A 20,862-nucleotide genomic window follows, 5' to 3' on the forward strand; every position below is an offset into this window, starting at 1 on the left:
GGTGCGGTCACCCGAGCAGCAGCGGCAGCCGGGCGTAGGAACGCAGGTTCGCGTGCTGCCTGCGGACCGGTTGGCCCGAGGTGGCCCAGGAACCGGAGTGCGCGACCATCCGCTCGAACACCGTGGTGCCGACCAGCCTGGCCAGCGCCGAGCCGAGGCAGTGGTGCAGGCCGCCGCCGAACCCGAGATGCGGGTTGGGGGAGCGGGTGACGTCGAGCTCCTCCGGCCGCTCGAACACGGCGTCGTCCCGGTTGGCCGCGCCGAGCAGCAGCCGCACCGCCCGTCCCGGCCGCACCTTCTGGCCGCCCAGCACGATCGGCTCCTTCGCCAGCCGGGTGGTGCTCTGGATCGGCGCGTCGTAGCGAAGGAACTCTTCGATTCCCGAGTGGACGAGGCCGGGTTCGGCGTGCAGCCGCGCCAGTTGGCCAGGATGGCTCAGCAGCGCGGCACAGCCGTTGGACACCAGGCCCATGCTCGTCTCCACCCCGGCGTGCAGCACGAACAGCACGTTGTCCACGAAGTCGACGTCTCGCAGGGTTTCGGGGTCCTCGCCGCGTGCGCGCATGCCGGACAGCGGGTTGCCGTCGGCGCTGGCCCTGCCTTCGTCGAGCAGCCCCTGCACGTACTCGCGCAGCCAGGGCAGCCCGGTGTTCATCGCGTCGATGTCGGCGGCGGTGCGGTTGGGCACGTCGAAGGCGCGGTTCAGCGTGGCGACCCTGGTCCAGACATCGTGCTGGTCCGGTTCCGGCACCCCGATCAGCGCGCAGATCACCAGTACCGGCAGCGGGACACCGAGATCCTCGACGACGTCGATGGGCTCCCCGTCCAGCGCGGGCGCCAGCAGGCGCTCGGCGTGCCCGGCGACGTACTCGCGCAGGCGGCGCACCGACGGCTCGGCGAACGCCTGGCTCAGGTAGCGCCGCAACCCGGTGTGCGCGGGCGGGTTTCGGGTCAGCATGATGCGCTCGAGGAAGTCGACGGCGGGGCTGTCCGGCAGGGACAGCCTGGCGTACTCGCCGGGGAACTCGCTGGACAGCCGCGGATCCCGCAGCAGTGCCGACACGTCCGCGTGCCGGGGCACCAGCCACTCGCCGAACCTGGCGCGGATCAGCGGCCCGTCCTCGCGGAGGGCGCGGTAGAGGGGGTACGGGTCGTCTTCGCTGCCGAACAGCAGGGCGTTGAGCTGGGCCACAGGAACAGATACTAGGTTCTTCGGTTGCTTCAAGGGAACTTGTATCTTGTTTTTGCCCGGCTCTTTTGACACCGTTGGTGCCCAGTGCCCGTGCGGACGGTGGGAGTTGACGGTGACCAGTCGACAACGGCTCGATCTCCAGTCGGTAGTGCGGTTGTCGGAGCTGGCGGACTACATCGTGCCGTTCACCATCAGGGTGGTCGGCGAGCTGGGCGTTGCCGACGAGCTGGTGGCGGGACCGCGGCCGGTCGCCGAAATCGCCGAGGCCACCGGCGCGCACGCGCCCTCGCTGTGCCGGGCGCTGCGCGCACTGGCCGCGAGGGGGATCTTCACCGAGGTCACCCCGGAGACCTTCGCGCTGACGCCGCTCGCCGAACCGCTGCGCAGCGATCACCCGCTGTCCCTTCGCGCCGCCTACCCGCTGCTGGCCTGCGACGTCGCGGCATGGGCGCGTTTCGACCACAGCATCCGCACCGGCGGCGCGGCCTTCGACGAGGCGCACGGGCAGGACTACTGGACCTACCTCGCCGAGCACCCGGAGGAGAGCGGCCGGTTCGACGCCTCCCAGCAGGCCGCGACCCGGCTCGAGCTGCGCAGCATCCTGCCCGCCTACGACTGGGCGTCGCTCGGGGCGCTGATCGACGTCGGCGGCGGCAACGGCGCCTTCCTTGCCGGTATCCTCGCGCGGTTCAAGTCCTTGCGCGGCAAGGTCTACGACCTCCCGCACGTGGCGGCGGGCGCCGCGAAGCTGTTCGCCGACGCGGGGGTGTCCGAGCGGGCCGAAGCGGTCGGGGGCAGCTTCCTGGAGTCGGTACCCGCCGGTGCGGACACGTACCTCCTCAAGCGCGTGCTGTACCACTGGGAAGACGACGACGCCGTCCGGTTGCTCGGCAACGTGCGCGCGGCGATGGGCCCCGGTTCCCGGCTGCTGGTGCTCGAACCGGTCGTGGGGCCGACGATGGACGAGTTCCCCACCGGCAGGCTCTACGACCTGCTCCTGCTCGCGATGGCCGGCGGCGGTGCGCGCGGTCAGGAGCAGCTCGAGGCGCTGTTCCAGCGAGCGGGCCTTCGCTGGGAACGGTTGATCAGCACCCCGATGCTCCCGATCATCGAAGTCAGCCCGGTGTGAGCACCGCGCGGACGGCCTCGGCCAGTTCCGCGGCGCCCTCGGGTGACACGACGGTGAAGTGATCGCCGCGATAGCTGCGGAACCGCGCGTCCGGCACCGCCCAGCCCGCCTCGCGGAGCGGAGCCAGGTAGCGGCCCGCCGGTCCTGCCAGGCCCTCGTCGGCTTCCAGGACGTACGGCGTCGGCGCGCCATCGGACGGCCGGTGGGCCAGCAGCGCGCGGGTCATGGCCGAGAACGTCTGGAACAGATCGAGCAGTTCGTCGAAGGGCACGCCGCTGCCATCAGGTATCGCGGCCCGTAGCAGGTCGGCCGCCCGTGGGTAGGCGTCCGCGGCGGGCAGGTCGGGCACCGCGCCGTCGCCGAGATTGGTCAGGAACGCCGCCACCAGGTCCCGGTCGGGCACCGGCCGGTCCGGTTCCGCGCACACCCACGGGTCGATCATCACGACCGGATTGCCGCCGCCGAGCCGCGCGGCCACCTCCTGGCCGACGACCCCGCCGAGCGACCAGCCGACGAGCGGGAAGTCCTTGTCCGGCAACGCGTTCGCCAGTTCCGCCGCATACCGGCCGGCGAGCTCGGCCAAGGACGCGGGCAGCGGTCCCGGCGGCAACCGGAGGCCGTACACGGAATGCGTCGCGCTCAGCCGGTCGACCAGCGCGCGGTAGCAGAGCACGTCGCCACCCACCGGGTGCACCAGCACCAGCGGCGGCCCGCTCCCGACCGCCAGCGGCAGGAGGCACGACGGATCGGGCCTGCCCGCCGTCGCCCCTTCGACCGCGCCTGCGAGCTCGCGCACCGTGCTCGCCCGGAACAGCGTGGCGAGCGGCAACCGCACCCCGAAGTCCCGCTCGATCCGGTTCATCAGGCGCGCGGCGTCGAGGGAATTGCCGCCCAGTGCGAAGAACGACGTGCTCGCCGCCCGAACGACGACGCCGAGCAGCTGTTCCCAGATGCGAGCCAGGCGCAGCTCCACCGGGCTCTCGGGCGCTGGCCCATCCGGAGCGTCCACACCGGACACCGTGTCGGCGGCGCGCGCGGCGAGTGCCGCCCGGTCGACCTTTCCGTTGCGGGTCAACGGGAGCGCGGCCACCAGCTCGATGGCACGGGGTACGGCATGGTCCGGCAGCGTGGCGCGCACCCAGTCGCCAAGCTCATCGGCGAGGCCGTCCCCGGCCGCGAACGCGACCAGCGTGACGCCGCGCGGCCCGCGATGCGCCACCACGACGGCGTCGGTGACCGCGGGATGCTCCAGCAGCCTGGCTTCGATCTCGGTCAGCTCGACCCGGAACCCGTTCACCTTGACCTGGAGGTCCTGCCTGCCGAGGAATTCGAGCGTGCCGTCCGGCCAGTAGCGGCCGGTGTCGCCCGTGCGGTAGATCGGTTCCCCCGACGGCAGCGCGCGGAACGCCCGCGCGGTCAGCTCTTCGTCGAAGAGGTATCCGTCGGCGAGCCCGTCACCGGCGATGTAGAGGTCACCCGCGACCCACGCCGGCCGGTCGCACAGGTCGCCGTCGAGCACGTGGTAGCGCTGGTTGCGCAGCGGGAACCCGTACGGCACGCTCACCCACCCTGGCGGCGGGTCCACCGGGACGTCGCAGCAGTTGGACCAGATCGACGCCTCGGTCGCGCCGCCGAGGCTCACGCAGCGCGCCGAAGGCGCCAGTTCCCGGAGGTCCTTCGCGATGGTGAGCGGGGCCCAGTCGCCGCTGACCATCGCCAGCCGCAGCTTCGGCAGCGGTGGCCGGTTCGCGGTGCGCGCGAAGTCGGCGAGCATCGCCAGGTACGCCGGCACGCTGTTCCAGACGGTGACCCCGGCCGAGGCGGCCAGCCGGTGCAGGTGGGTGACCTCCCTCGCCTGGCCCGGATCGGGGACCACGACCGTGCCACCCACCGCGAGCAGCCCGAAGACGTCGTACACCGACAGGTCGAAGGTGTAGTCGGATACGGCGAGCACGCGGTCCGCGGCCGTCACGGCGAACCGGGAGTTGATGTCGGCGATCGTGTTGGCGACGCGGCGGTGCCGGATCATCACGCCCTTCGGCGATCCGGTGGTGCCCGAGGTGAAGATGACGTACGCGAGTGCTTCGGGGTCGTCGGCGACCGGGCCGTCCAGCGGGATCGAATCCACTTCGGACAGTGGGAGCGGCTTCGCGTCGCCGAGATCTTCCCCCACCGGACCCAGCACCGTGCGGATGCCGGCCTTGCGCACCACTTCGCGTTGGCGCGCGGCCGGCCACCCGGGCGAAATCGGCACGTAGGCGGCTCCGGCCGCGAGCACCCCGAGGAGCGCGGCGATCTGTTCGCCCCCGCGTTCCACCCGTACGCCAACGGTTTCGCCCGCGGTCGTGCCACGTCGGCGCAGCGCGCCCGCGATCGCCATGGCACGCCGCGCAAGCGCCCCGTAGGTGATGACGCCGGAGCCGGTCCGCACGGCCGGCGCGTCCGGGGTGCGGGCGGCCTGCCGGAAGAACGGCCCGTGCAGCGTGTCCGGCTCGACGGGAGCCGCGGTGTCGTTGACGGCGGCCCGCACGCGGGCCTGGCTCGGGGGCAGCAACGGGAACGTGCCGCGCTCCCAGGCTGTTTCGTCCTCGGCGAGCCAGGTCAGCAGCCGGACGTAGGCGTCGAACATGTCGTCGAGCACCCCTGGCGGGTACAGCTCGTCCGCGGTGTCCCACTGGAGGACGAGGCCACCCTCGGCCTCGTACACCTGGTGGTCGAACGCCACCTGCGGGGTGCGGATCCTGGCGTCGAGCTGCTTCCAGCCGAGCAGTTCGAGGAACACGCCGCTCTCCTCCGGCGCCACGGCCAGCATGCTGGTGAACACCACCGGCATGACCGCCGCGTCGATGGTGCCTTCGCGGCGGTTCAGCTCGCGGATCACCGACACCCCGCTGTAGGCGCCGTGCCGGAGATCGGCGAAGAGCTGCCGCCGCAGCGCGCGGGCACGATCCCGGAACGTCCGGCCCTGCGCGGGTTTCGCGCACGCCACCAGAACCGTGCTGCTGAAGTTGCCGAGCACCTTGCCGATGTCCTGGTGCACCGGCGGCCGGTCGCCGTGCAGCATGTTGACGGTGAACGAGGGATCCCGCGACCAGTACCGCAGGACGTCGGCGAACGCCGCGAACACCGCGACCGTCGGGGTGAGCCGGTTTTCGCGCGTCCGCTTGGCGAGCGCGTCCCACACCGGTGGTGTGAGCCGCCGGGTCCGCCGGTGCAGTTCGGTCACGGCGTCCGGGTTGGCCACCGCCGGCAGGTTCGGCGCTGGCGGGAGGCTGCCGAGCCTGGCCAGCCAGTACTCGCGCGCGGCGGCGAGCGCGGTACCGTCGCCGCCCTGCTCTTCGAGGTAGCGCGGGAAGCTGTAGCCGATCGGCGGCAGGTTCCCGTCGCTGTCGAGGATCTCGCGCAGTTCCTTGGCGAAGATCTCGCCGGACAGCCCGTCCATGCACAGCAGGCGGAACTGGAGGTGGACCCGGTACTCCTGGCCGAGGTCGAACACCCGGAAGCGGAACGGCGCGGCGCCGCGCAGGGGCGGGCCTTCGGTGCGCATCTCGTGCCTGCTGCGGTCCAAGACCCGCTCGCGGTCCGCCTCGGCGAGTCCGGCGAGGTCGCGCACCTCCAGCGGCACCGGCAGCTCCGCGCCCTGGATCTCCAGGTGGCCGTCGGCGTCGAACGCGGCGCGCAGCATCTCGTGCCTGCTCATCATCGTGGCGAGGGCGGCGCGGAAGGTGCCGGTGTCGAACGGCGCGCAGGAGTACTCCTCGGCGGTCAGCGCGGGACCGCCCAGGACGAAGTCGCCCAGTTCGCCGTAGAGGTAGGCGAGCTGGAGATCGGAAGCCTTGGTCGACACGATCAGCCCTCGGTGTCGGCGTACTCCGGCGGCACGAAACCGAGCCGGCAGGTGGCGAGGCCGCCGTCGACCGGCAGCACGGCACCGGTGACGTAGGAACCCGCGCGGCTGCAGAGGAACTGCACGGCGCCGACGAGGTCGTCTTCGCGGCCGATGCGGCGCAACGGGGTGCAGGCGGCGATTTCGTCACCGAAGGCAGCCAGCGCGTCGGCGGTCATCCTGGACGGGAAGGTGCCGGGGGCGATCACGTTCGCGGTCACCGACGGCGCCAGCTCCTGCGCCACCATCCTGGTGATGTGGTGGATCGCGGCCTTGCTGGCCGCGGCGGAGTAGGTCGGGAACTCGGGGACCCGCAACGCGTCCGCCGAGCCGATGTTGACGATCCGCGCCGGGTCCTCCGGTGTTCCCGCCGCGGTGAGCGCGGGTACCAGCTCCCTGGTCAGCAGCATCGGGGCGCGCAGAGAGACGGCGAGGACCGAGTCCCACGCCTCGGCGGGGAACTCGCCGACCGGCGCCGCCCACGCGCTGCCCGCGTTGTTGACGAGGACGTTCAGGGCGGGCTCGCGCGCGGTGAGATCGGCGGCGAGCTGGACGCACCCGTCCTCGGTCGCGATGTCCGCGGGCAGCCCGACGCAGAACCCCTTGGCGGACAGCTCTTCGGCGACCGAGGCGCACTCGCCGGCGGAACGCGAGTTGACGTACACCCGCGCCCCCGCCGCTACCAGGCCGCCCGCGATCGCGCGGCCGATGCCGTGCGTGCCGCCGGTGACGAGCACGGTCTTGTCGAGTACGGAGAACAGGTCGGACACGAAAGCCCCCTGGTGGCCGTGGGAGGGTGCGCTGACCTCGTCACCATACGTCGTATCTGGCTTCTTCGGGAGACCTCAGAAAACCACTGATACAAGAAAGACCTGCCGCGGGCGGTGCCACGGCAGGCCTTGGAGCGGGTCGCGGATCAGCCGACGTCCGGGTTGTACGTCCCGAGCGTCCAGACGTGCCCCTGCGGGTCGATGCAGGTGAACTCGTACGAGCCGTGGTCCTGGTGCTTCAGCTCGAAGACGATCTTCGCGCCGTTTTCGACGGCGGTCTTGTGCACCGCGTCGACCTCGGCCGAGGAGTCGAGCCGGACGAAGGTGCCGAACGTGCTCGCGCCGAGCGAGGCCGGGTCGTTGAGCTGGAGCTTCTCGTTGCGGCCGCTCATCATGACCAGGCCGCCGTTGCCCGCCTTGAGCTCACCGTGCATCAGCTCGCCCTCGTCGTTCGCGTAGGCGGCGATGCGGACGAAGCCGAAGGCCTTCTCCAGCCAGTCGATCGCCTTCATGCCGTCTGCGTAGCACAGATACGGGCTGATCACGGGGGAGTCGGTGGAATCGCTCATTGATTGCCCTCCGGCGGTATTCGGTAATGGGTTCGAGCACCGCGTAGCCTACGCGACTTCCCGTGCTCCGCTTGCCGCGCCCGGTATTCGATCTTGGTTTCGGGAACAGGGCATCCGGCGTCAGACCACGGATTTCATGATGACCTGTGCCAAGGGCGCGGTGCGGTTGGTGCGATCCTCGAAAAGGTCGGCCATCGTCGCCAGCGTGGCGATTCCGCGAATGCCCGCGTACCGCACCGGCTCCGGCTCCCACCTGCTCGGGGTGCGGCCGTTCCAGCACAGCTTCGTTTCCGGGCGGCGGGTGCCGGTGACCAGTGCGGCCATCGTCCGGCCCGCCAGATTGCTCAGCACGATGCCCTCGCCGCCGTAGCCGCCCGCGTAGCCGTGCCCGGTCTCCTTGTCGAAGACGACGCTGGGCTCGGAATCGCGCTGGAGCCCGTACAGCCCGCTCCAGCCGTGCGTCACCCGCACGTCGCCGATTCCGTCGAAGAGATCGGTGAGCGTGGCCAGCAGCCTGGCGTGCACCGCGCGCTCCGCCGCCGGTCGCGCCCGCAGCCGTGAGCCGAGAAGGTAGCCGACACCGCGGCCGCCGATCACGATCCGGTCGTCGGGCGTGCGGTTGAGATAGCAGAACTGGTATCGCGAATCGGTGACCGTCGGCGCGCCGCGCCAGCGCAGCCGCTCGAACGCTGCCGCGCCGAGCGGCGCGGTGGCGATCGCGTGCGAGCGCAGCGGCACGATGGCGCGCCCGCGCCCGGCGAGCCCGCCGGTGTACCCCTCGGTGGCCAGCAGCACCGCCTTGGCGTACACGGTGCCGTGCTCGGTGACGACCGCGCGCTCCCGCACCGCGGTCGCCGCGGTGCCCTCGGCAATGGTCACCCCGCGCCCGCGAACCGCTTGCGCGAGCCCGAGTCCCAGCCGCGCCGGGTGCACCGCCGCGCAGTGCGGGGTGAAGCCGATGCCGGTGGCGTCGCGCACCGCTATCGAGTTCGCCGCCTCATCGGGGTCCAGCAGGCGGAAGTCGGTGATCCCGAGCTGCGCCCGCCCGTCCCGCCAGGCCCGCAACCGGTCGAGCTGGGGTTTCGTGCGCGCCACGTACAACGAGCCGTCGCGCCGCCAGCCGGCGTCGAGCTGCTCGGATTCGAGCACGCGCTCGATTTCGTCGAGCGTCGCGCGCGCCGCGCGGTACATCCGCATCGCGGCCATCGGGCCGTGCGTGCCGACGAGGGTGGTCAGCAGGCTCGGCATCTCGGCCGTGCACCAGCCGCCGTTGCGGCCGGAGGCGCCGAAGCCCGCCTGCTTGGCCTCGAGCACCACGATCTTCGTCTGCGGGGCGAATTCGGTGAGGTAGTAGGCGATCCACAGCCCGGTGTAGCCGCCGCCGACGATGACGACGTCCGCGTGCGTGTCGCCGTCGAGCGGCGCACCGGGGGTGAGGTCTTCGTCGGACTGCTCGGCGAGCCAGAAGCCGAGCCCGGCACGATCGGCGGGGGCGGTGACGTCGGGTGCTGACACGGGTTTCATTCGACGTCATCGCGGAAGCCGAGTCAACAGGCTGCGCCGATCCAGCGGTAAAATAGCGGAAACAAGATACTCTTCTCGGTGGGGCCGGGGTCGGCTATCCTGGCCGACGTGGTCGAGCTTCCGGTCTCCGTCGGGCAACGCCTGCTGTCCTTGATGGACCACTACCTCGGCGAGGAGAGCGCGCTCAACGAGCAGGTCCTCTGGCGGATCGAAGGGCAGCTCGACGCCGGCGCGCTCCGCGTCGCGCTGACCAAGCTCGTGGCGCGGCACGCCGCGCTGCGCACCGCCTTCGTCGGCAACGGCCGCAGGCTTCGCCAGGTCGTGCACGAGCCGTCGCCGGTCGCGCTCGCCGAAGCCGATGTCACCGGCCACGCCGATCCCGACACGGCGGCCCGCGAGCGCGTGAGCGAGGAAATGCGCCGGACGATCGACGCGGCCACCAGCCCGATCCGGCCGCTGCTGATCAGGATCGCGCCTGCCACGCACCTGTTCGTGCTGACCATGCACCACTTCGTCACCGACGACTGGTCCAACGGCCTGCTCTCGCGAGATCTGCGGCGCCTGTACGCCGCCGAGCTGGCGGGCGCGGACGACGGCCTGCCCGCGGTGGGCTGGCAGTACGCGGAATGGTCCGAATGGCAGCGCGAACGGCTCAGCGGCGCGGGATTGCGGGAGCTGACCGAGTACTGGCGGCACCAGCTCGACGGCGCGCGGATACCCGAGCTTCCCGAGCGAGCGAGCGCGCCGGGTGAGGGCGAACAGCCGTGGGTGTCGGTCGAGCTGCCGATCGGGCCGGAGACCACGCGTGCGTTGCGCGATCTCGCCCGTCGGGAGCGGACGACCTTGTTCCCCGTGCTGCTGTCGGTGTTTTCCCTGCTGTTGCACGACGAGACGCGGCAACGGGACATCACCGTCGCCTCGCTGTTCGCGAACCGGGGGAGCCCGCAGGTCGCCGATTCGGTCGGCTTCTTCGTCACCATGCTGCTGCTGCGCACCGATCTCGACCGGGACTCGCCGGCCCGCGAACTGGTGCGCGCCACCAGGAAGACGGTGCTGGCGGCGTTGCGGCACCAGGAACTGCCCTACCAGCTGCTGCCACCGGGCACGATCTCCAGCCGCACCGGCCGCGCCGACGACATCACGTTCCAGCTCGTCGGCAGCCTGAAGGCGCGGGAGGATCTGTCCGGTGCCGAGATCGACGACATGGAAGGCATGCTGGAACGGCGGCGGTTCGCGTTCGAATTCGTCGTGGCACCGCACGAGGACCGGCTGATCGCGCTGCTGCTGTGCGACCGGCAGCGCTTCGACGCCGACTGGGCCGCCCGGTTCGTCGCAGGCTACGTCGCGGTGGCCGACGCGCTCGCGGCCGATCCCGACCGCCCCGCCGGTGACCTGCTCGCACCCCAACGGAGGACCACGTGAACACGACCAGCGAAACACCGAGCAAGGCAGTCCGGCGCGCCGGGGAACTGGCCGAGGAGGTGTTCCACCCGGCGGCGCTCGAAGTCGACCAGGCCGACAGCGTGCCCGCCAGCCATCTGAACCTGCTTGCCGACGAAGGGTTCTACGGCATCGCAGGACCCGCGGAGCTGTCCTCGCTGGCGGTCGAGGAGATGACCGACGCCTTCCGGATCGTCGAGGTACTCGCGGGCGCGTGCCTGACCACGGCGTTCGTCTGGGCGCAGCACCACAACGCGGTCATGGCCGCCACGCACAGCGAACGGCCGGGGATCAGGGAAACCTGGCTGCCGCGGCTCTGCTCGGGCGCCACGCGCTCGGCACTGGCGATGTCGGCGGCGGTGCGGCCGGGACCGTCCGGGATAACCGCGAAGAAGGTCGACGGCGGCTACGCCTTCGACGGCGAGGTGCCCTGGATCAGCGGCTGGGGGCTGACCGACGTGCTGTTCACCGCCGCGAGGGACGCCGACGACATGCTGGTGTGGGCGTTGCTGGACGCGAAGGAGTCGGCGACGCTGCGGGTGCGCAGGGCCGAGCTCGCCGCGGTCAACGCCAGCCGCACCGTCACCGCCACCTTCGACCGCCACTTCGTGCCGGAGGAGCGGGTCACCGGGCTCGTACCGCTGGAGGCATGGCGCGAGCGCGATCCGGCGACCCTGCGCTTCAACGGGTCCTTCGCGCTCGGCATCACGGCTCGGTGCTGCCGCCTGATCGGGGAGAGCCCGCTCGACGCGGAACTGGACGCGCGGCGCCGCGATCTCGACGAGGCCCCGCCGGAGGAGGTGCCCGCGGCGAGGGCGGCCGCCGCCGAACTCGCCTACCGCGCGGCGGGGGCGCTCACCGTGGCCACCGGCAGTTCGTCGCTCTACCGCGATCGCCACGCCCAGCGGCTCGTCCGCGAGGCCGCCTTCCTGCTGGTGTTCGGCAGCAGGAAGGCGATCAAGGACGAGCTGCTCGGCACGCTGCAGCGCCGGTGAGCGTTCGTCAGCCCGCGAGCAGTTCGTCGACGTACGCGGTGAGTTCCGCTGGTGTCGGGCGTTCGAAGACCTCTTCGATCGGCACGGTGACCCCGAACTCGATCCCGGCCCAGTGGGCGACGGCGGCCGCGGTCATCGAGTCGCCCTCCAGATCGTCGAAGAAGTCGGTCTCCGCGGTCACCGGCTTCTTGAACACCTCCGACCACACGTCGATCATCTTGCGCTGGGTTTCCATGCTTCCTCCCGTTGCTCCGGCCGGACAGTTCATCGAAAAAGCGAATGAGGATACGTGATGCGCTACCCGAGATCGTTGTATCGAGTGTTCGAGCGCGTCCGCAAGCCCGCCGAGGCGAGGGTGTGGCCAGCCAGCTTCGCGGACCGGTTGACGAGCGGCGTGCCGACCAACGCGGAGGTTCGGCGGCTGTGGCGGGAACTGGGCACCAGGGCGCCGGACCGGCACTGCCCCGATCTCATCCCCACCGAGGCGGGTGCGCGCGTGCCTGCGGCCGGATCGGGCGAGGTGTCGGTCACCTGGGTCGGGCACTCCACCTGCGTGCTGCGGATCGGCGGGCTGGTCGTGCTGACCGACCCGGTGTTCTCCCGCAGGATCCCCGGCCTGAGCCCGCGGCTGACCCGGCCGGGCGTCGCCTTCGAGGACCTGCCGCCGGTCGACGCGGTGGTGATCAGCCACAACCACTTCGACCACCTGGACGCCCCCACCATCCGGCGGCTGCCGCGCAGCACCACGCTGCTGGTGCCGGGCGGGCTCGGCTGGTGGTTCCGCCGCCTCGGTTTCCGCGACGTGGCGGAGTTCGACTGGTGGGAGTCGCTCGAACTCGGCCGGACGCGGTTCACCTTCACCCCGACCCACCACTGGAGCCGCCGGACGCTGTTCGACACCAACCGGAGCCTCTGGGGCGGCTGGGTGCTGTCCACCGGCGAGCCGGGCGGCACGGTGTTCTTCGGCGGGGACTCCGCTTACGGCCCGGTCTTCACCGAGATCGGTGCGCGCTGCCCCGGTATCGACCTGGCGATGCTGCCGGTCGGCGCCTTCCTGCCGCGGTGGTTCATGCGGCAGTCGCATATGGACCCTGCGGAGTCGGTGCGGGCGTGCGTCGATCTCGGCGCCGCGCACTTCCTGCCGATCCACTGGGGAACGTTCATGCAGTCGGCCGAACCGCTGCTGTCGCCGCTGCACGACGCGCGGCGCGCTTGGCGGAAGGCGAAGCAGCCGCCGGAGCGGTTCCTCGGGCTGGCGGTCGGCGGCAGCCACGTCCTCGGCGGATCCGCCGAACCGGTCGATCACGTCTGTGCCGAGGAGCCCGCGAAGCCCACGAACTGAGCCGCCACCGTCAGGACCCCGCCCGCTCGGCGGGGCCCCGGCGGTGGCGGTTGAAGAACGACCGGCTCGACAGTGCCGCGCGGTGGGGCAGCAGCAGCGGGATCCGGTCGCCGGTTCGCTGGCGCCACACGAAGAAGTCCGCGCCGCGGTCCCCGAACTTCCCCGGCATGAACTTCGGCTGGTTCACCGTGACGTAGGCGAGTTCGGTGTACTCCGACGCGCGGTGCAGGATCAGGTCGCGCAGGATCCGCCCGCCCGCGTGGCTCGCCGCGAGGCCGGCACCGGTGTACCCGTGCCCATAGAGCAGCCCGGAGCTGGTGCGGCCGAACTGCGGGATGAAGCTGTGGCTCCAGCCGATGCAGGCGCCGTTCGCGTGACTCATCCGCACGTCGTGCCAGGCGGGGAAGAACGCGTCGAACGCGGTGCGCAGTTCGCGGTAGGCCTCGGGGTTTCGCGCGTTCTCCGGTGCCATGTCCCGGCCGGGGCGGTAGTGCCACCGCCCGCCGGTCCAGATGACGCGGTTGTCCTGGGTGAGCCGGGTGGTGAAGAAGAACGACCGCATGTTCGACACCGGCTCGCGGCCGGGCCACGGCACCCTGGCGAGCTGTTCGCCGGTCAGCGGTTCGCTGACCAGCAGGTGGTTCCAGACCGGCATGACGCGGTCGGTCATCTCGGAAAAGGTGTGCTGCCAGGCGTTCGTGGCCAGCACCACCTCCCGCGCGGTGACCACCCCGTGCGGGGTGCTGACCTGGAACTTGCCGTCGATCTTGCGGACGTCGAGCGCGGGCGTCTGCTCGTGGATGACCGCGCCCTGCGCCCTGACCACCCCGGCCAGGCCCTGCACCAGCTTGTGCGGGTTGACCACCGCGCCGAAGGCGGTCATCCCGCCGAGCACGGTGGGCGAGCCGATCCGCTCCCTCGCCTCCTCGGCGTCGTAGACGGTCATCGAGCCGTCCATGCCGAGCTTCCTGGCGCGGTCGACCTGCAACTGGAGGCGGGCGAGCTGCTTGGTGTCGGTGACGACCTGGAGTATCCCGGTCCGCTCGTACTCCGCGTCGATCCCGTTCTTTCGGCAGAAACGGCCGATTTCGAGCATCGACTTCGCCACCGCCTTGTAGACGCCGGCGGCCTTGGTCGTGCCGTAGTACCAGAGCAGGCGCCGCAGCACCTTGGCACCGGCGAGCGTGACGAAACCGCCGCCGTGCACCGAGGCGCCGAGTCCCACCGTCCCGGCTTCGAGGATGCGCACGTCCATCGACGGCTCCGCTTCCTTGAGCGCGTGCGCCGTCCACAGCCCGGTGCCGCCGCCGCCGACGATGCACACGTCGCAGGTGACGTCGCCGTCGAGCGGGGGGCCGGGGACCACGGGCGCCAGGGTTTCCTGCCAATAGGGCGTGGTGCTCATTCCGTCCACTGCCGTGCCTTCCGTGCCTCGGCGACCTTGGTCCGCTTGGTGGCACGCCATCGCTGGCGCATCTGGTTCATGAAGAACTCGGCGTTGACCCAGTAGAACTCGAGCCAGATGTTGTCCGGGTCGCGAAGCCAGATCCCGTAGCCCGCTTCGAGGAACAGCTCCTTGACCCCGGAATGCGCCACCCCGGCGCCGTCGAGGTGCCCGGCCCACTCGTCGAGATCGGCGCGCGCGGGCACGTGGTAGCCGAGGTGGTGCAGCCCGACGCGGTGCTCGTCGAACGGTTCGGTGGCCGGGTTCCGCGCCGCGCCGAGCACGATCGAGGCGAGCGAACTTTCGTGCAACAGGGTGTGGAACCGGAAGCCGGACTCTTCCGGTTCCGCTTCGCGCACCAGGGTGAACCCGAGCGCGCGGCAGTACCAGTCGCTGCTCCGTGCCAGGTCCCGGACGGTCAGGTTCACGTGGGTCGCGCCGTTCAGCTTCGGCATGGGCCGGTCATCCCTCCGGTGTCGCGTCGGCGGCCAGCGCCCGCCGGTCGACCTTGCCGACGGCGGTGTACGGCAGCGACGTGACGACGCGCAGCCGGTCGGGGTGCTTGAACCCGGCGACACCGCGGTCCGCGAGGAAGGCGCGGAGGCCGGCGAGCGTCGGCGGATCCCCGTCGGGAACCACGACCGCGCAGGTCTTTTCGCCGAACGCCGGATCGGGTACCGGCACCACCGCCACCGACCGCACCGCGGGATGGGCGGCCAGCTCGGTTTCCAGCTCGTCACCGGAGATCTTTTCGCCGCCCCGGTTGATGGTGTGCTTGACGCGCCCGGTCACGGTGATCGCGCCGTCCGGTGCGCGCCGCACCAGGTCGCCGGTGCGGAGGAACCCGTCGGCGGTGAACACCTCGGCGTTGTGCGATGGCACGTCGTAGTAGCCGCGCAGGACGCACGGGCCGCGCACCAGGAGCTGGCCCGTCTCGCCATCGGGCACCGCCAGGTCTTCGTCGTCCACGATCCGGATCTCGTCGTCCGGCGACATCGGGGTGCCCTGGCTCGTGTCGGCGCGCTCCACCGGGTCGTCGAGCCGGGTGAAGGAGAGAAAGCCCTCCGCCATGCCGAACCAGTGCGTGAGCGTGGCGCCCAGTTCCGTGCGGACCCGTTCGGCGGTCTCCGGCGGCAGCATCGCGCCCCCGACCTCGATCACCAGCCCGCTGGTGTCCACATCGAACAGTGGCGCGGTGTCCAGCCACAGGCTCAGCACGGCGGGCATGACGGTCGTCAGCCCCGGCTTCTCCGCCGCGATGAGGGGGAAGACCTCGTCCGGGCTGGGGCTCCCGGCGAGCACCACGGTGCCACCCGCCCGCAGCGCGCCGAGCACCCCTGGACAGCCCAGTGCCGCGTTGTGCCCCGCCGGGAGCGCCGCGAGGTAGGTGCTCCCGGAGCCGAAGCGCATCGCCTCGGCCGTGGCGCGAAGCTGGTAGGAGTAGTCGTCGTGAGTGCGGGGGATGAGCTTGGGCTTTCCCGTCGTACCACCGGAAAGCAGGAAGAAGGCGACCTCGTCCGGCTCCGGCGGCGGCAGCGTCCGCGGTGGCGCCGTCACGTCGGCCAGCGCGGTGAACCCGCCCGCGTTCCCGGCGATGAGCACGTGCCGCAGGGTGGGCGACTCGGCCGCGACTTCGCCGGCCAGCGCGCGGTGGTCGAACCCGTGGTGCGCATCCGGTGCCACCAGTGCGACCGCGCCGCTGGACCGCACGAGGTAGCTCAGTTCGGCGCGGCGGTGCGCCACCAGGCCGAGCACCGGGACGGCGCCGAGGCGGAACAGCGCCACGCACACCACGACGAAGTCGACGTCGTTGGGCAGGGCCACCACCACCCGTTCGCCCGGTTCGAGGCCGAGATCGGCCAGCCCGGCGGCGAGCCGGTCGGCGCGGTCGTCGAGCTCGCCGTAGGAGTAGCGGCCGTCGCCGGTCACCACCGCCGTGCGTGCCGGATCGCCCGCCGCGGGTTCCCGCAGCAGGTCGCTCAGCACGTCGCCACGCCAGTGGCCCGCGTTCCGATACCGCGTGGCCAGGTCTTCGGGCCACGGCACACACCCGGTCAACACCCGGCAGAACGTAATGACTATCTAGGTTTTCCGCAAGGGTGGCCGCCGTGCGTGAATACTTGTATCTCGGTGGACAATCACGTCGTCAGGGCCACAATCGCGTCGCCGGTATGGTGTGCGGGCCGGATCGAGGTTAAGGTTCCGAGGTCGCACGAAATGACCAGATAGCAGAACCGAGTCCCGTCGAGCGCTTCGGGGAAGGGGACGTGGATGGCGGAGCCGGTGATCGTCGCCGCGGCAAGGACCCCCTTCGGCCGCCGTGGCGGGGCGCTCGCGGGCCTGAAGGGCGTGGAGCTGTTGCGGCACGTGCTCGCGGCGGTCCTGAACCGGGCCGGGATCGACCCCGGTGAGGTCGACCAGGTCGTCGGCGGCTGCGTGACCCAGGCCGGGGAGCAGAGCCTCAACGTCACGCGCAACGCCTGGCTCTGCGCCGGATTCGACCCCGGGGTCGGCTGCTCGACGGTGGACGTGTCGTGCGGATCCGGTCAGCAGGCGAATCACCTCGTCGCCGCCCAGATCGCCGCCGGTGTGCTGGACACCGCCATCGCCTGCGGGGTCGAGTCGATGAGCCGGGTGCCGATCGGCGTCAACCTCTACCAGGGGCCCGGCCACTACAAGACCCCGGACTACCCCTGGGACGATCCGCCGAAGGCGCAGTTCGGCGGCGCGGAGCGAATCGCCAGCCGCGAGGGCGTCACCCGCGAAGAGGCCGATGCCTACGGTGTCGAGTCGCAGCGACGGGCACGGGTCGCTTGGGACGAGGGGCGATTCGACGCCGAGGTCGTGCCGATCACCGCGCCTGGCGACACGGTGGTGAGCCGCGACGAGGGATTGCGCGAGACGACGGCGGAAGGACTGGCCGCGCTGGCACCGAACGTGCCCGGCGCGGTGCACACCGCCGGGACGACCTCGCAGATCTCGGACGGCGCCGCCGCGGTCCTGTGGATGTCGCGGACGCGTGCCGACGAGCTGGGTCTTCGCCCGCTGGCCGCGCTCGACCACCAGGTGGTGACCGGCTCGGACCCGTACTTCCTGCTGGACGGGCCGCTGGTGGCGACCCGCAAGCTGCTCGACCGGGCCGGGATGGCGGCATCGGACCTCGATCTCGCCGAGGTCAACGAGGCTTTCGCCGGTGTCGTGCTGACCTGGTTGCGCCATCACGACTTCGACCGGGACGCGGTGAACGCCAACGGCGGGGCGATCGCGCTCGGGCACCCGCTCGGCGCCACCGGTGTCCGGCTGTTCGTCACCGCGGTGCACGAACTGGCGCGGCGCGACGCGGAAACCGCGCTGCTGACCATGTGCTGCGGTGGTGCGCAGGGCACCGCGTCGCTGCTGCGGCGGTTGTGAGGCCGGGATGGAACGCGACGAGTTCTACGCCGAAGCCAGGACGGACCGGACCGGACCGCTGGACGGGATCAGGGTGCTGGACGCGACCCGGGTGTGGTCGGGCCCGCAGGCGACCTGCGTGCTCGCCGATCTCGGGGCGGACGTGATCAGGATCGAGCTGCCGCACGGCAAGGACGGCGATCTGCCGCCGCGGATACCCGGCACCGGGCTGTCGTGGTTCCGGGAGACCGTCAACCGCAACAAGCGCAGCGCCGGGCTGGACCTCCGCGAGCCGTCGGGGCAGGAGGCGTTCCTCCGCCTGGTGCGCACCGCCGACGTCGTGGTGGAGAACTACCGGCGGGGCACCCTCGACCGCTGGGGTGTCGGCTACCGGGCCTGCCGCGAAGTGCGCCCCGACGTGGTGTTCGTCTCGATCACCGGCTGGGGCCAGTACGGTCCCGGCGCCGACCGGCCCGGCTACGACCCGGTGGTGCAGGCCGCCGGTGGCTGGATGTCGCTCAACGGCGAGCCGGACGGCGCCGCGATGCGGGCACCCACCTTCCTCGCCGACGAACTGGCCGGCCTGCACGGCGCGATCGGTGCGCTGGCGGCGCTGCGGCACCGGGCGGAAACCGGCGAGGGGCAGCACGTCGACGTGTCGATGCTCGACTCGCTGCTGTTCGGAAGCTGCGGCCTGCCCACCCTGGCCGCGGCGGGCGAGCCACCGCGCAGGCAGGGCAACGAAACCGATTTCGTGGTGCCCGCCAACGTCTTCGAGTGCCAGGACGGCCCGGTGTACCTCGCGGTCGCGATGAACCGGCAGTGGCGCGCGCTGGCCGCGCTCGCCGGCCGTCCGGAGCTGGCCAGTGCGCCCGGCTACGACACCGCGGCCGCGCGGCTCGCGAACCGGGAGCGGGTGAACGCGGTCGTCGCGGACTGGTGCGCCCGCCACACCGCGGGCGAGGTGACCGAACTCGCGGCCGCCTCCGGTGTCACCGCGTCCCCGGTGCGCTCGCTGGCACAGGTCGTGGCCGACCCGCACGTGCTGGCCAGGGACATGGTGCAGACCACGGTGCTGCACGACGGGGGCACGGCGCCCTTGGTCGGCCCCGCGGTGAAGTTCAGCCGGACGCCGACGCGGATTCGCGTGCCGGCGCCCGCCGTCGGCGAGCACACCGAGGAGGTACTGGGCGAAGCCGAGGACGCGACCGTCCCAGTAGGACAGATGCAGGAGGGCTCCCGTTGATGGAAAGACCGACGGCGTTGATCACCGGCGCGTCGCGGGGCATCGGCAGCGCCGTGGCCGTGCGGCTGGCCGAGGCGGGCTACGCCGTCGCGGGCTGTTCGCAGAGCCAGAGCGAGGCGGGCGCCAAGACCGAGGCCGCGGTCCGGGCACTCGGCGTGCCCTGCCACTTCGCCCGGTGCGACGTGGCGGACCTGGACGCGGTGAACGAGTTCGTGGCCGCCGCCGAGTCCTCGCTCGGCCCGGTCCGCTGCCTGGTGAACAACGCCGGGATCACCAGGGACGCGCCGCTGGTGCTGACGAGGCCGGGCGACTGGCAGCGGGTGCTGGACATCAACCTCACCGGTACCTGGAACTTCTGCTCGGTGCTCGGATTCCGCTTCCTCAAGCGCAAGGCGGGGTCGGTGGTGAACATGTCGTCGGTCGCCGGGCTGTACGGCAACACCGGGCAGACCGCCTACGCCGCGAGCAAGGCGGGGGTGATCGGGCTCAGCCGCTCGCTCACCAGGGAACTCGGCCCGCGCGGGATCAGGGTCAACGTGGTGGCACCGGGGTTCATCGAAACCGACATGACCGCGGAGCTCGGTGAGCGCCAGCGGGCCACCGCGCTCGAGCGCATCCCGCTGGGCCGGTTCGGGCAGGCGTCCGAAGTGGCCGAACTCGTCGAGTTCCTGGTGTCCGACCGGGCTTCCTACGTCACCGGGCAGGTGCTCGGCGTGGACGGGGGGATGACGCTGTGACCGCCGGAGCGACCGCGCGCTGGCACGAGGTGCCCGCACCCGCGTTCGCCGCACCCCTCGCCGCGGTGGACCGGTGGCGCGCCGAGGAGGACGGCCCGCGCACCAGGGTGGACGCCCGCCTTCTGGTACGGGGCGACGACCCGAACCTCGCAGGCCACTTCCCCGGATTTCCGATCCTGCCGGGAGTGTTCCTGCTGGAGAGCCTGGACCAGACGGTGCGGGCCGTGTTCCGCGTGATGTTCGGGGCCGGGGTGGGGCTGCGCGAAGTGACCCGGATGCGGTTCGTCGCGCCCGTCCTTCCGGGTGGGGAACTGCGCTGGGACATCCGGCTGGAGCCGGAAGGCGATGAGGGCGTCACGGCCTCCGCCAAGGCCTACCGCGGCGGGGGTGACGCGGTCGCGGCCACGTTCCTGGCCGTGTTCGGAAGGGACAGCGATGCGTGAGCGCCTCGATCACCGCGGTGTCCGCGGGAAGCTGCCGCAGCGCCATCCGCTGCTGCTGGTCGACCAGGTGGTGGAACTGCGCGCCGGGGAGTCCATCCGGACCCGCAAGGCGATCTCCGGCACCGAACCGTGCTACCGCGCGCTCCCCGACGACGCGGCGCCGGAGTCCTACGCGTACCCGCTTTCCCTGCTCGTCGAATCGCTCGGGCAGAGCGCGGCGCTCCTGTGGCTCGAAGGGCAGGGCGAGGCCGTCGACGAGTCGTCCGCGCTGCTGTTCACCGGTGCTCGCGGGCTGCGGATGCTCGGCGCCGCCTACCCGGGAGACGTCCTCGAACACACGGTGGAACTGGAAAACGTGATCGCCGAGACCGTTTTCGCCCGCGGGGTGAGCCGAGTCGGCGACCGCACGGTGCTCACCGCCGAGAGCCTCATCGCCGCCCGACGCCCGCGAACGGCGATGGGACCGCCCGACCACCAGGACCACGATCAAAGGGGTATCTGATGACACAGACAGGCAACCGGCTGGAGGACCTCCGCAAGATGGTCGCCGAGGTGCTCGAAGTGGACACCGAGGAGCTCACCGACACGGGGCACTTCGTTGACGACTACGAGGCGGATTCGTTGCGCGCCATCGAAATCCTCGCTCGTATCGAGAAGTACTTCAAAGTGGAGATACCGCAGCACGAGCTGCCGGAGCTGACCAACCTCAAGGAGGTTCACGAGGCCCTTCTCCGGCACGACCGGCAGGGCTGACG

The 20,862-nt window shown here is 71.4% G+C and carries 19 protein-coding genes; 10 read left to right on the forward strand and 9 right to left on the reverse strand.

Annotated features, from left to right (window positions below):
- Positions 1 to 7 precede the first annotated feature (7 nt).
- The gene (locus tag ABD256_RS12300; RefSeq protein WP_344416942.1) at positions 8 to 1,192 is read right to left on the reverse strand and encodes a cytochrome P450; all 1,185 of its coding nucleotides are present in this window, start codon (positions 1,190 to 1,192) and stop codon (positions 8 to 10) included.
- A 112-nt stretch (positions 1,193 to 1,304) separates the two neighbouring features.
- Between ABD256_RS12300 and ABD256_RS12305 the strand changes: the two genes are divergently transcribed.
- Positions 1,305 to 2,321 carry a methyltransferase gene (locus tag ABD256_RS12305; RefSeq protein ID WP_344416944.1) on the forward strand — a complete coding sequence of 339 codons (1,017 nt, stop codon included), beginning with the start codon at positions 1,305 to 1,307 and terminating at the stop codon, positions 2,319 to 2,321.
- Here the strand turns inward: ABD256_RS12305 and ABD256_RS12310 are convergent.
- The 4 genes from ABD256_RS12310 to ABD256_RS12325 form a co-directional block, all read right to left on the reverse strand.
- Positions 2,308 to 6,168: a non-ribosomal peptide synthetase gene (locus ABD256_RS12310; protein WP_344416946.1), complete on the reverse strand. Its 3,861-nt coding sequence runs from the start codon at positions 6,166 to 6,168 to the stop codon at positions 2,308 to 2,310. The two genes, ABD256_RS12305 and ABD256_RS12310, sit on opposite strands and share 14 nt — an antisense overlap.
- Before the next feature lie 2 nt (positions 6,169 to 6,170).
- Entirely contained in the window at positions 6,171 to 6,977 is an 807-nt protein-coding gene (locus tag ABD256_RS12315) for an SDR family oxidoreductase (RefSeq protein ID WP_344416948.1), read from the reverse strand.
- A 146-nt stretch (positions 6,978 to 7,123) separates the two neighbouring features.
- Complete coding sequence (locus tag ABD256_RS12320; protein WP_344416950.1) at positions 7,124 to 7,546, reverse strand: VOC family protein; 423 nt, start codon at positions 7,544 to 7,546, stop codon at positions 7,124 to 7,126.
- A 120-nt stretch (positions 7,547 to 7,666) separates the two neighbouring features.
- Positions 7,667 to 9,061 carry an NAD(P)/FAD-dependent oxidoreductase gene (locus ABD256_RS12325; protein ID WP_344416952.1) on the reverse strand — a complete coding sequence of 465 codons (1,395 nt, stop codon included), beginning with the start codon at positions 9,059 to 9,061 and terminating at the stop codon, positions 7,667 to 7,669.
- Positions 9,062 to 9,178: 117 nt separating this feature from the next.
- Between ABD256_RS12325 and ABD256_RS12330 the strand changes: the two genes are divergently transcribed.
- Both ABD256_RS12330 and ABD256_RS12335 read left to right on the forward strand, forming a co-directional pair.
- Positions 9,179 to 10,492, forward strand: a complete 1,314-nt coding sequence (locus ABD256_RS12330) for a condensation domain-containing protein (protein ID WP_344416954.1) — start codon at positions 9,179 to 9,181, stop codon at positions 10,490 to 10,492.
- Positions 10,489 to 11,505 (forward strand): acyl-CoA dehydrogenase family protein, encoded by a 1,017-nt coding sequence (locus tag ABD256_RS12335; RefSeq protein WP_344416956.1) that lies wholly within the window; start codon positions 10,489 to 10,491, stop codon positions 11,503 to 11,505. Before ABD256_RS12330 ends, ABD256_RS12335 begins: the two co-directional genes overlap by 4 nt.
- Before the next feature lie 7 nt (positions 11,506 to 11,512).
- On the opposite strand, the gene ABD256_RS12340 is transcribed toward ABD256_RS12335, so the two are convergent.
- On the reverse strand, positions 11,513 to 11,740 hold the full coding sequence (locus tag ABD256_RS12340) for an acyl carrier protein (RefSeq protein WP_344416959.1): 228 nt from the start codon (positions 11,738 to 11,740) through the stop codon (positions 11,513 to 11,515).
- A 57-nt stretch (positions 11,741 to 11,797) separates the two neighbouring features.
- On the opposite strand from ABD256_RS12340, the gene ABD256_RS12345 reads away from it, so the two are divergent.
- Complete coding sequence (locus ABD256_RS12345; protein WP_344416961.1) at positions 11,798 to 12,847, forward strand: MBL fold metallo-hydrolase; 1,050 nt, start codon at positions 11,798 to 11,800, stop codon at positions 12,845 to 12,847.
- Positions 12,848 to 12,857: 10 nt separating this feature from the next.
- On the opposite strand, the gene ABD256_RS12350 is transcribed toward ABD256_RS12345, so the two are convergent.
- Genes ABD256_RS12350 through ABD256_RS12360 form a run of 3 tightly spaced genes read right to left on the reverse strand, consistent with a single transcriptional unit; the run spans position 12,858 to position 16,352 of the window.
- Positions 12,858 to 14,252: an NAD(P)/FAD-dependent oxidoreductase gene (locus ABD256_RS12350; protein WP_344416963.1), complete on the reverse strand. Its 1,395-nt coding sequence runs from the start codon at positions 14,250 to 14,252 to the stop codon at positions 12,858 to 12,860.
- A complete protein-coding gene (locus tag ABD256_RS12355) occupies positions 14,249 to 14,746 on the reverse strand; it encodes a VOC family protein (protein ID WP_344416965.1) in 498 nt (165 codons plus the stop codon). Before ABD256_RS12355 ends, ABD256_RS12350 begins: the two co-directional genes overlap by 4 nt.
- A gap of 7 nt (positions 14,747 to 14,753) precedes the next feature.
- Complete coding sequence (locus ABD256_RS12360) at positions 14,754 to 16,352, reverse strand: (2,3-dihydroxybenzoyl)adenylate synthase (RefSeq protein WP_344416967.1); 1,599 nt, start codon at positions 16,350 to 16,352, stop codon at positions 14,754 to 14,756.
- A gap of 210 nt (positions 16,353 to 16,562) precedes the next feature.
- On the opposite strand from ABD256_RS12360, the gene ABD256_RS12365 reads away from it, so the two are divergent.
- From ABD256_RS12365 to ABD256_RS12390, 6 genes are read left to right on the forward strand one after another with little or no spacing between them, the layout of a single operon-like run.
- Complete coding sequence (locus tag ABD256_RS12365) at positions 16,563 to 17,702, forward strand: steroid 3-ketoacyl-CoA thiolase (RefSeq protein WP_344416969.1); 1,140 nt, start codon at positions 16,563 to 16,565, stop codon at positions 17,700 to 17,702.
- A 7-nt stretch (positions 17,703 to 17,709) separates the two neighbouring features.
- The gene (locus ABD256_RS12370; protein WP_344416971.1) at positions 17,710 to 18,927 is read left to right on the forward strand and encodes a CaiB/BaiF CoA transferase family protein; all 1,218 of its coding nucleotides are present in this window, start codon (positions 17,710 to 17,712) and stop codon (positions 18,925 to 18,927) included.
- Positions 18,927 to 19,664, forward strand: coding sequence for a 3-oxoacyl-ACP reductase FabG (gene fabG / locus ABD256_RS12375; RefSeq protein WP_344416973.1), 738 nt, complete (start codon positions 18,927 to 18,929; stop codon positions 19,662 to 19,664). The genes ABD256_RS12370 and fabG overlap by 1 nt, the downstream gene beginning before the upstream one ends.
- The gene (locus tag ABD256_RS12380) at positions 19,661 to 20,107 is read left to right on the forward strand and encodes a 3-hydroxyacyl-ACP dehydratase FabZ family protein (protein WP_344416975.1); all 447 of its coding nucleotides are present in this window, start codon (positions 19,661 to 19,663) and stop codon (positions 20,105 to 20,107) included. The genes fabG and ABD256_RS12380 overlap by 4 nt, the downstream gene beginning before the upstream one ends.
- Entirely contained in the window at positions 20,100 to 20,609 is a 510-nt protein-coding gene (locus tag ABD256_RS12385; RefSeq protein WP_344416977.1) for a 3-hydroxyacyl-ACP dehydratase FabZ family protein, read from the forward strand. Before ABD256_RS12380 ends, ABD256_RS12385 begins: the two co-directional genes overlap by 8 nt.
- The gene (locus ABD256_RS12390; protein ID WP_344416980.1) at positions 20,609 to 20,860 is read left to right on the forward strand and encodes an acyl carrier protein; all 252 of its coding nucleotides are present in this window, start codon (positions 20,609 to 20,611) and stop codon (positions 20,858 to 20,860) included. The genes ABD256_RS12385 and ABD256_RS12390 overlap by 1 nt, the downstream gene beginning before the upstream one ends.
- Positions 20,861 to 20,862 lie beyond the last annotated feature (2 nt).

This window comes from Amycolatopsis minnesotensis, from assembly GCF_039529815.1.
GTDB lineage: Bacteria > Actinomycetota > Actinomycetes > Mycobacteriales > Pseudonocardiaceae > Amycolatopsis > Amycolatopsis minnesotensis.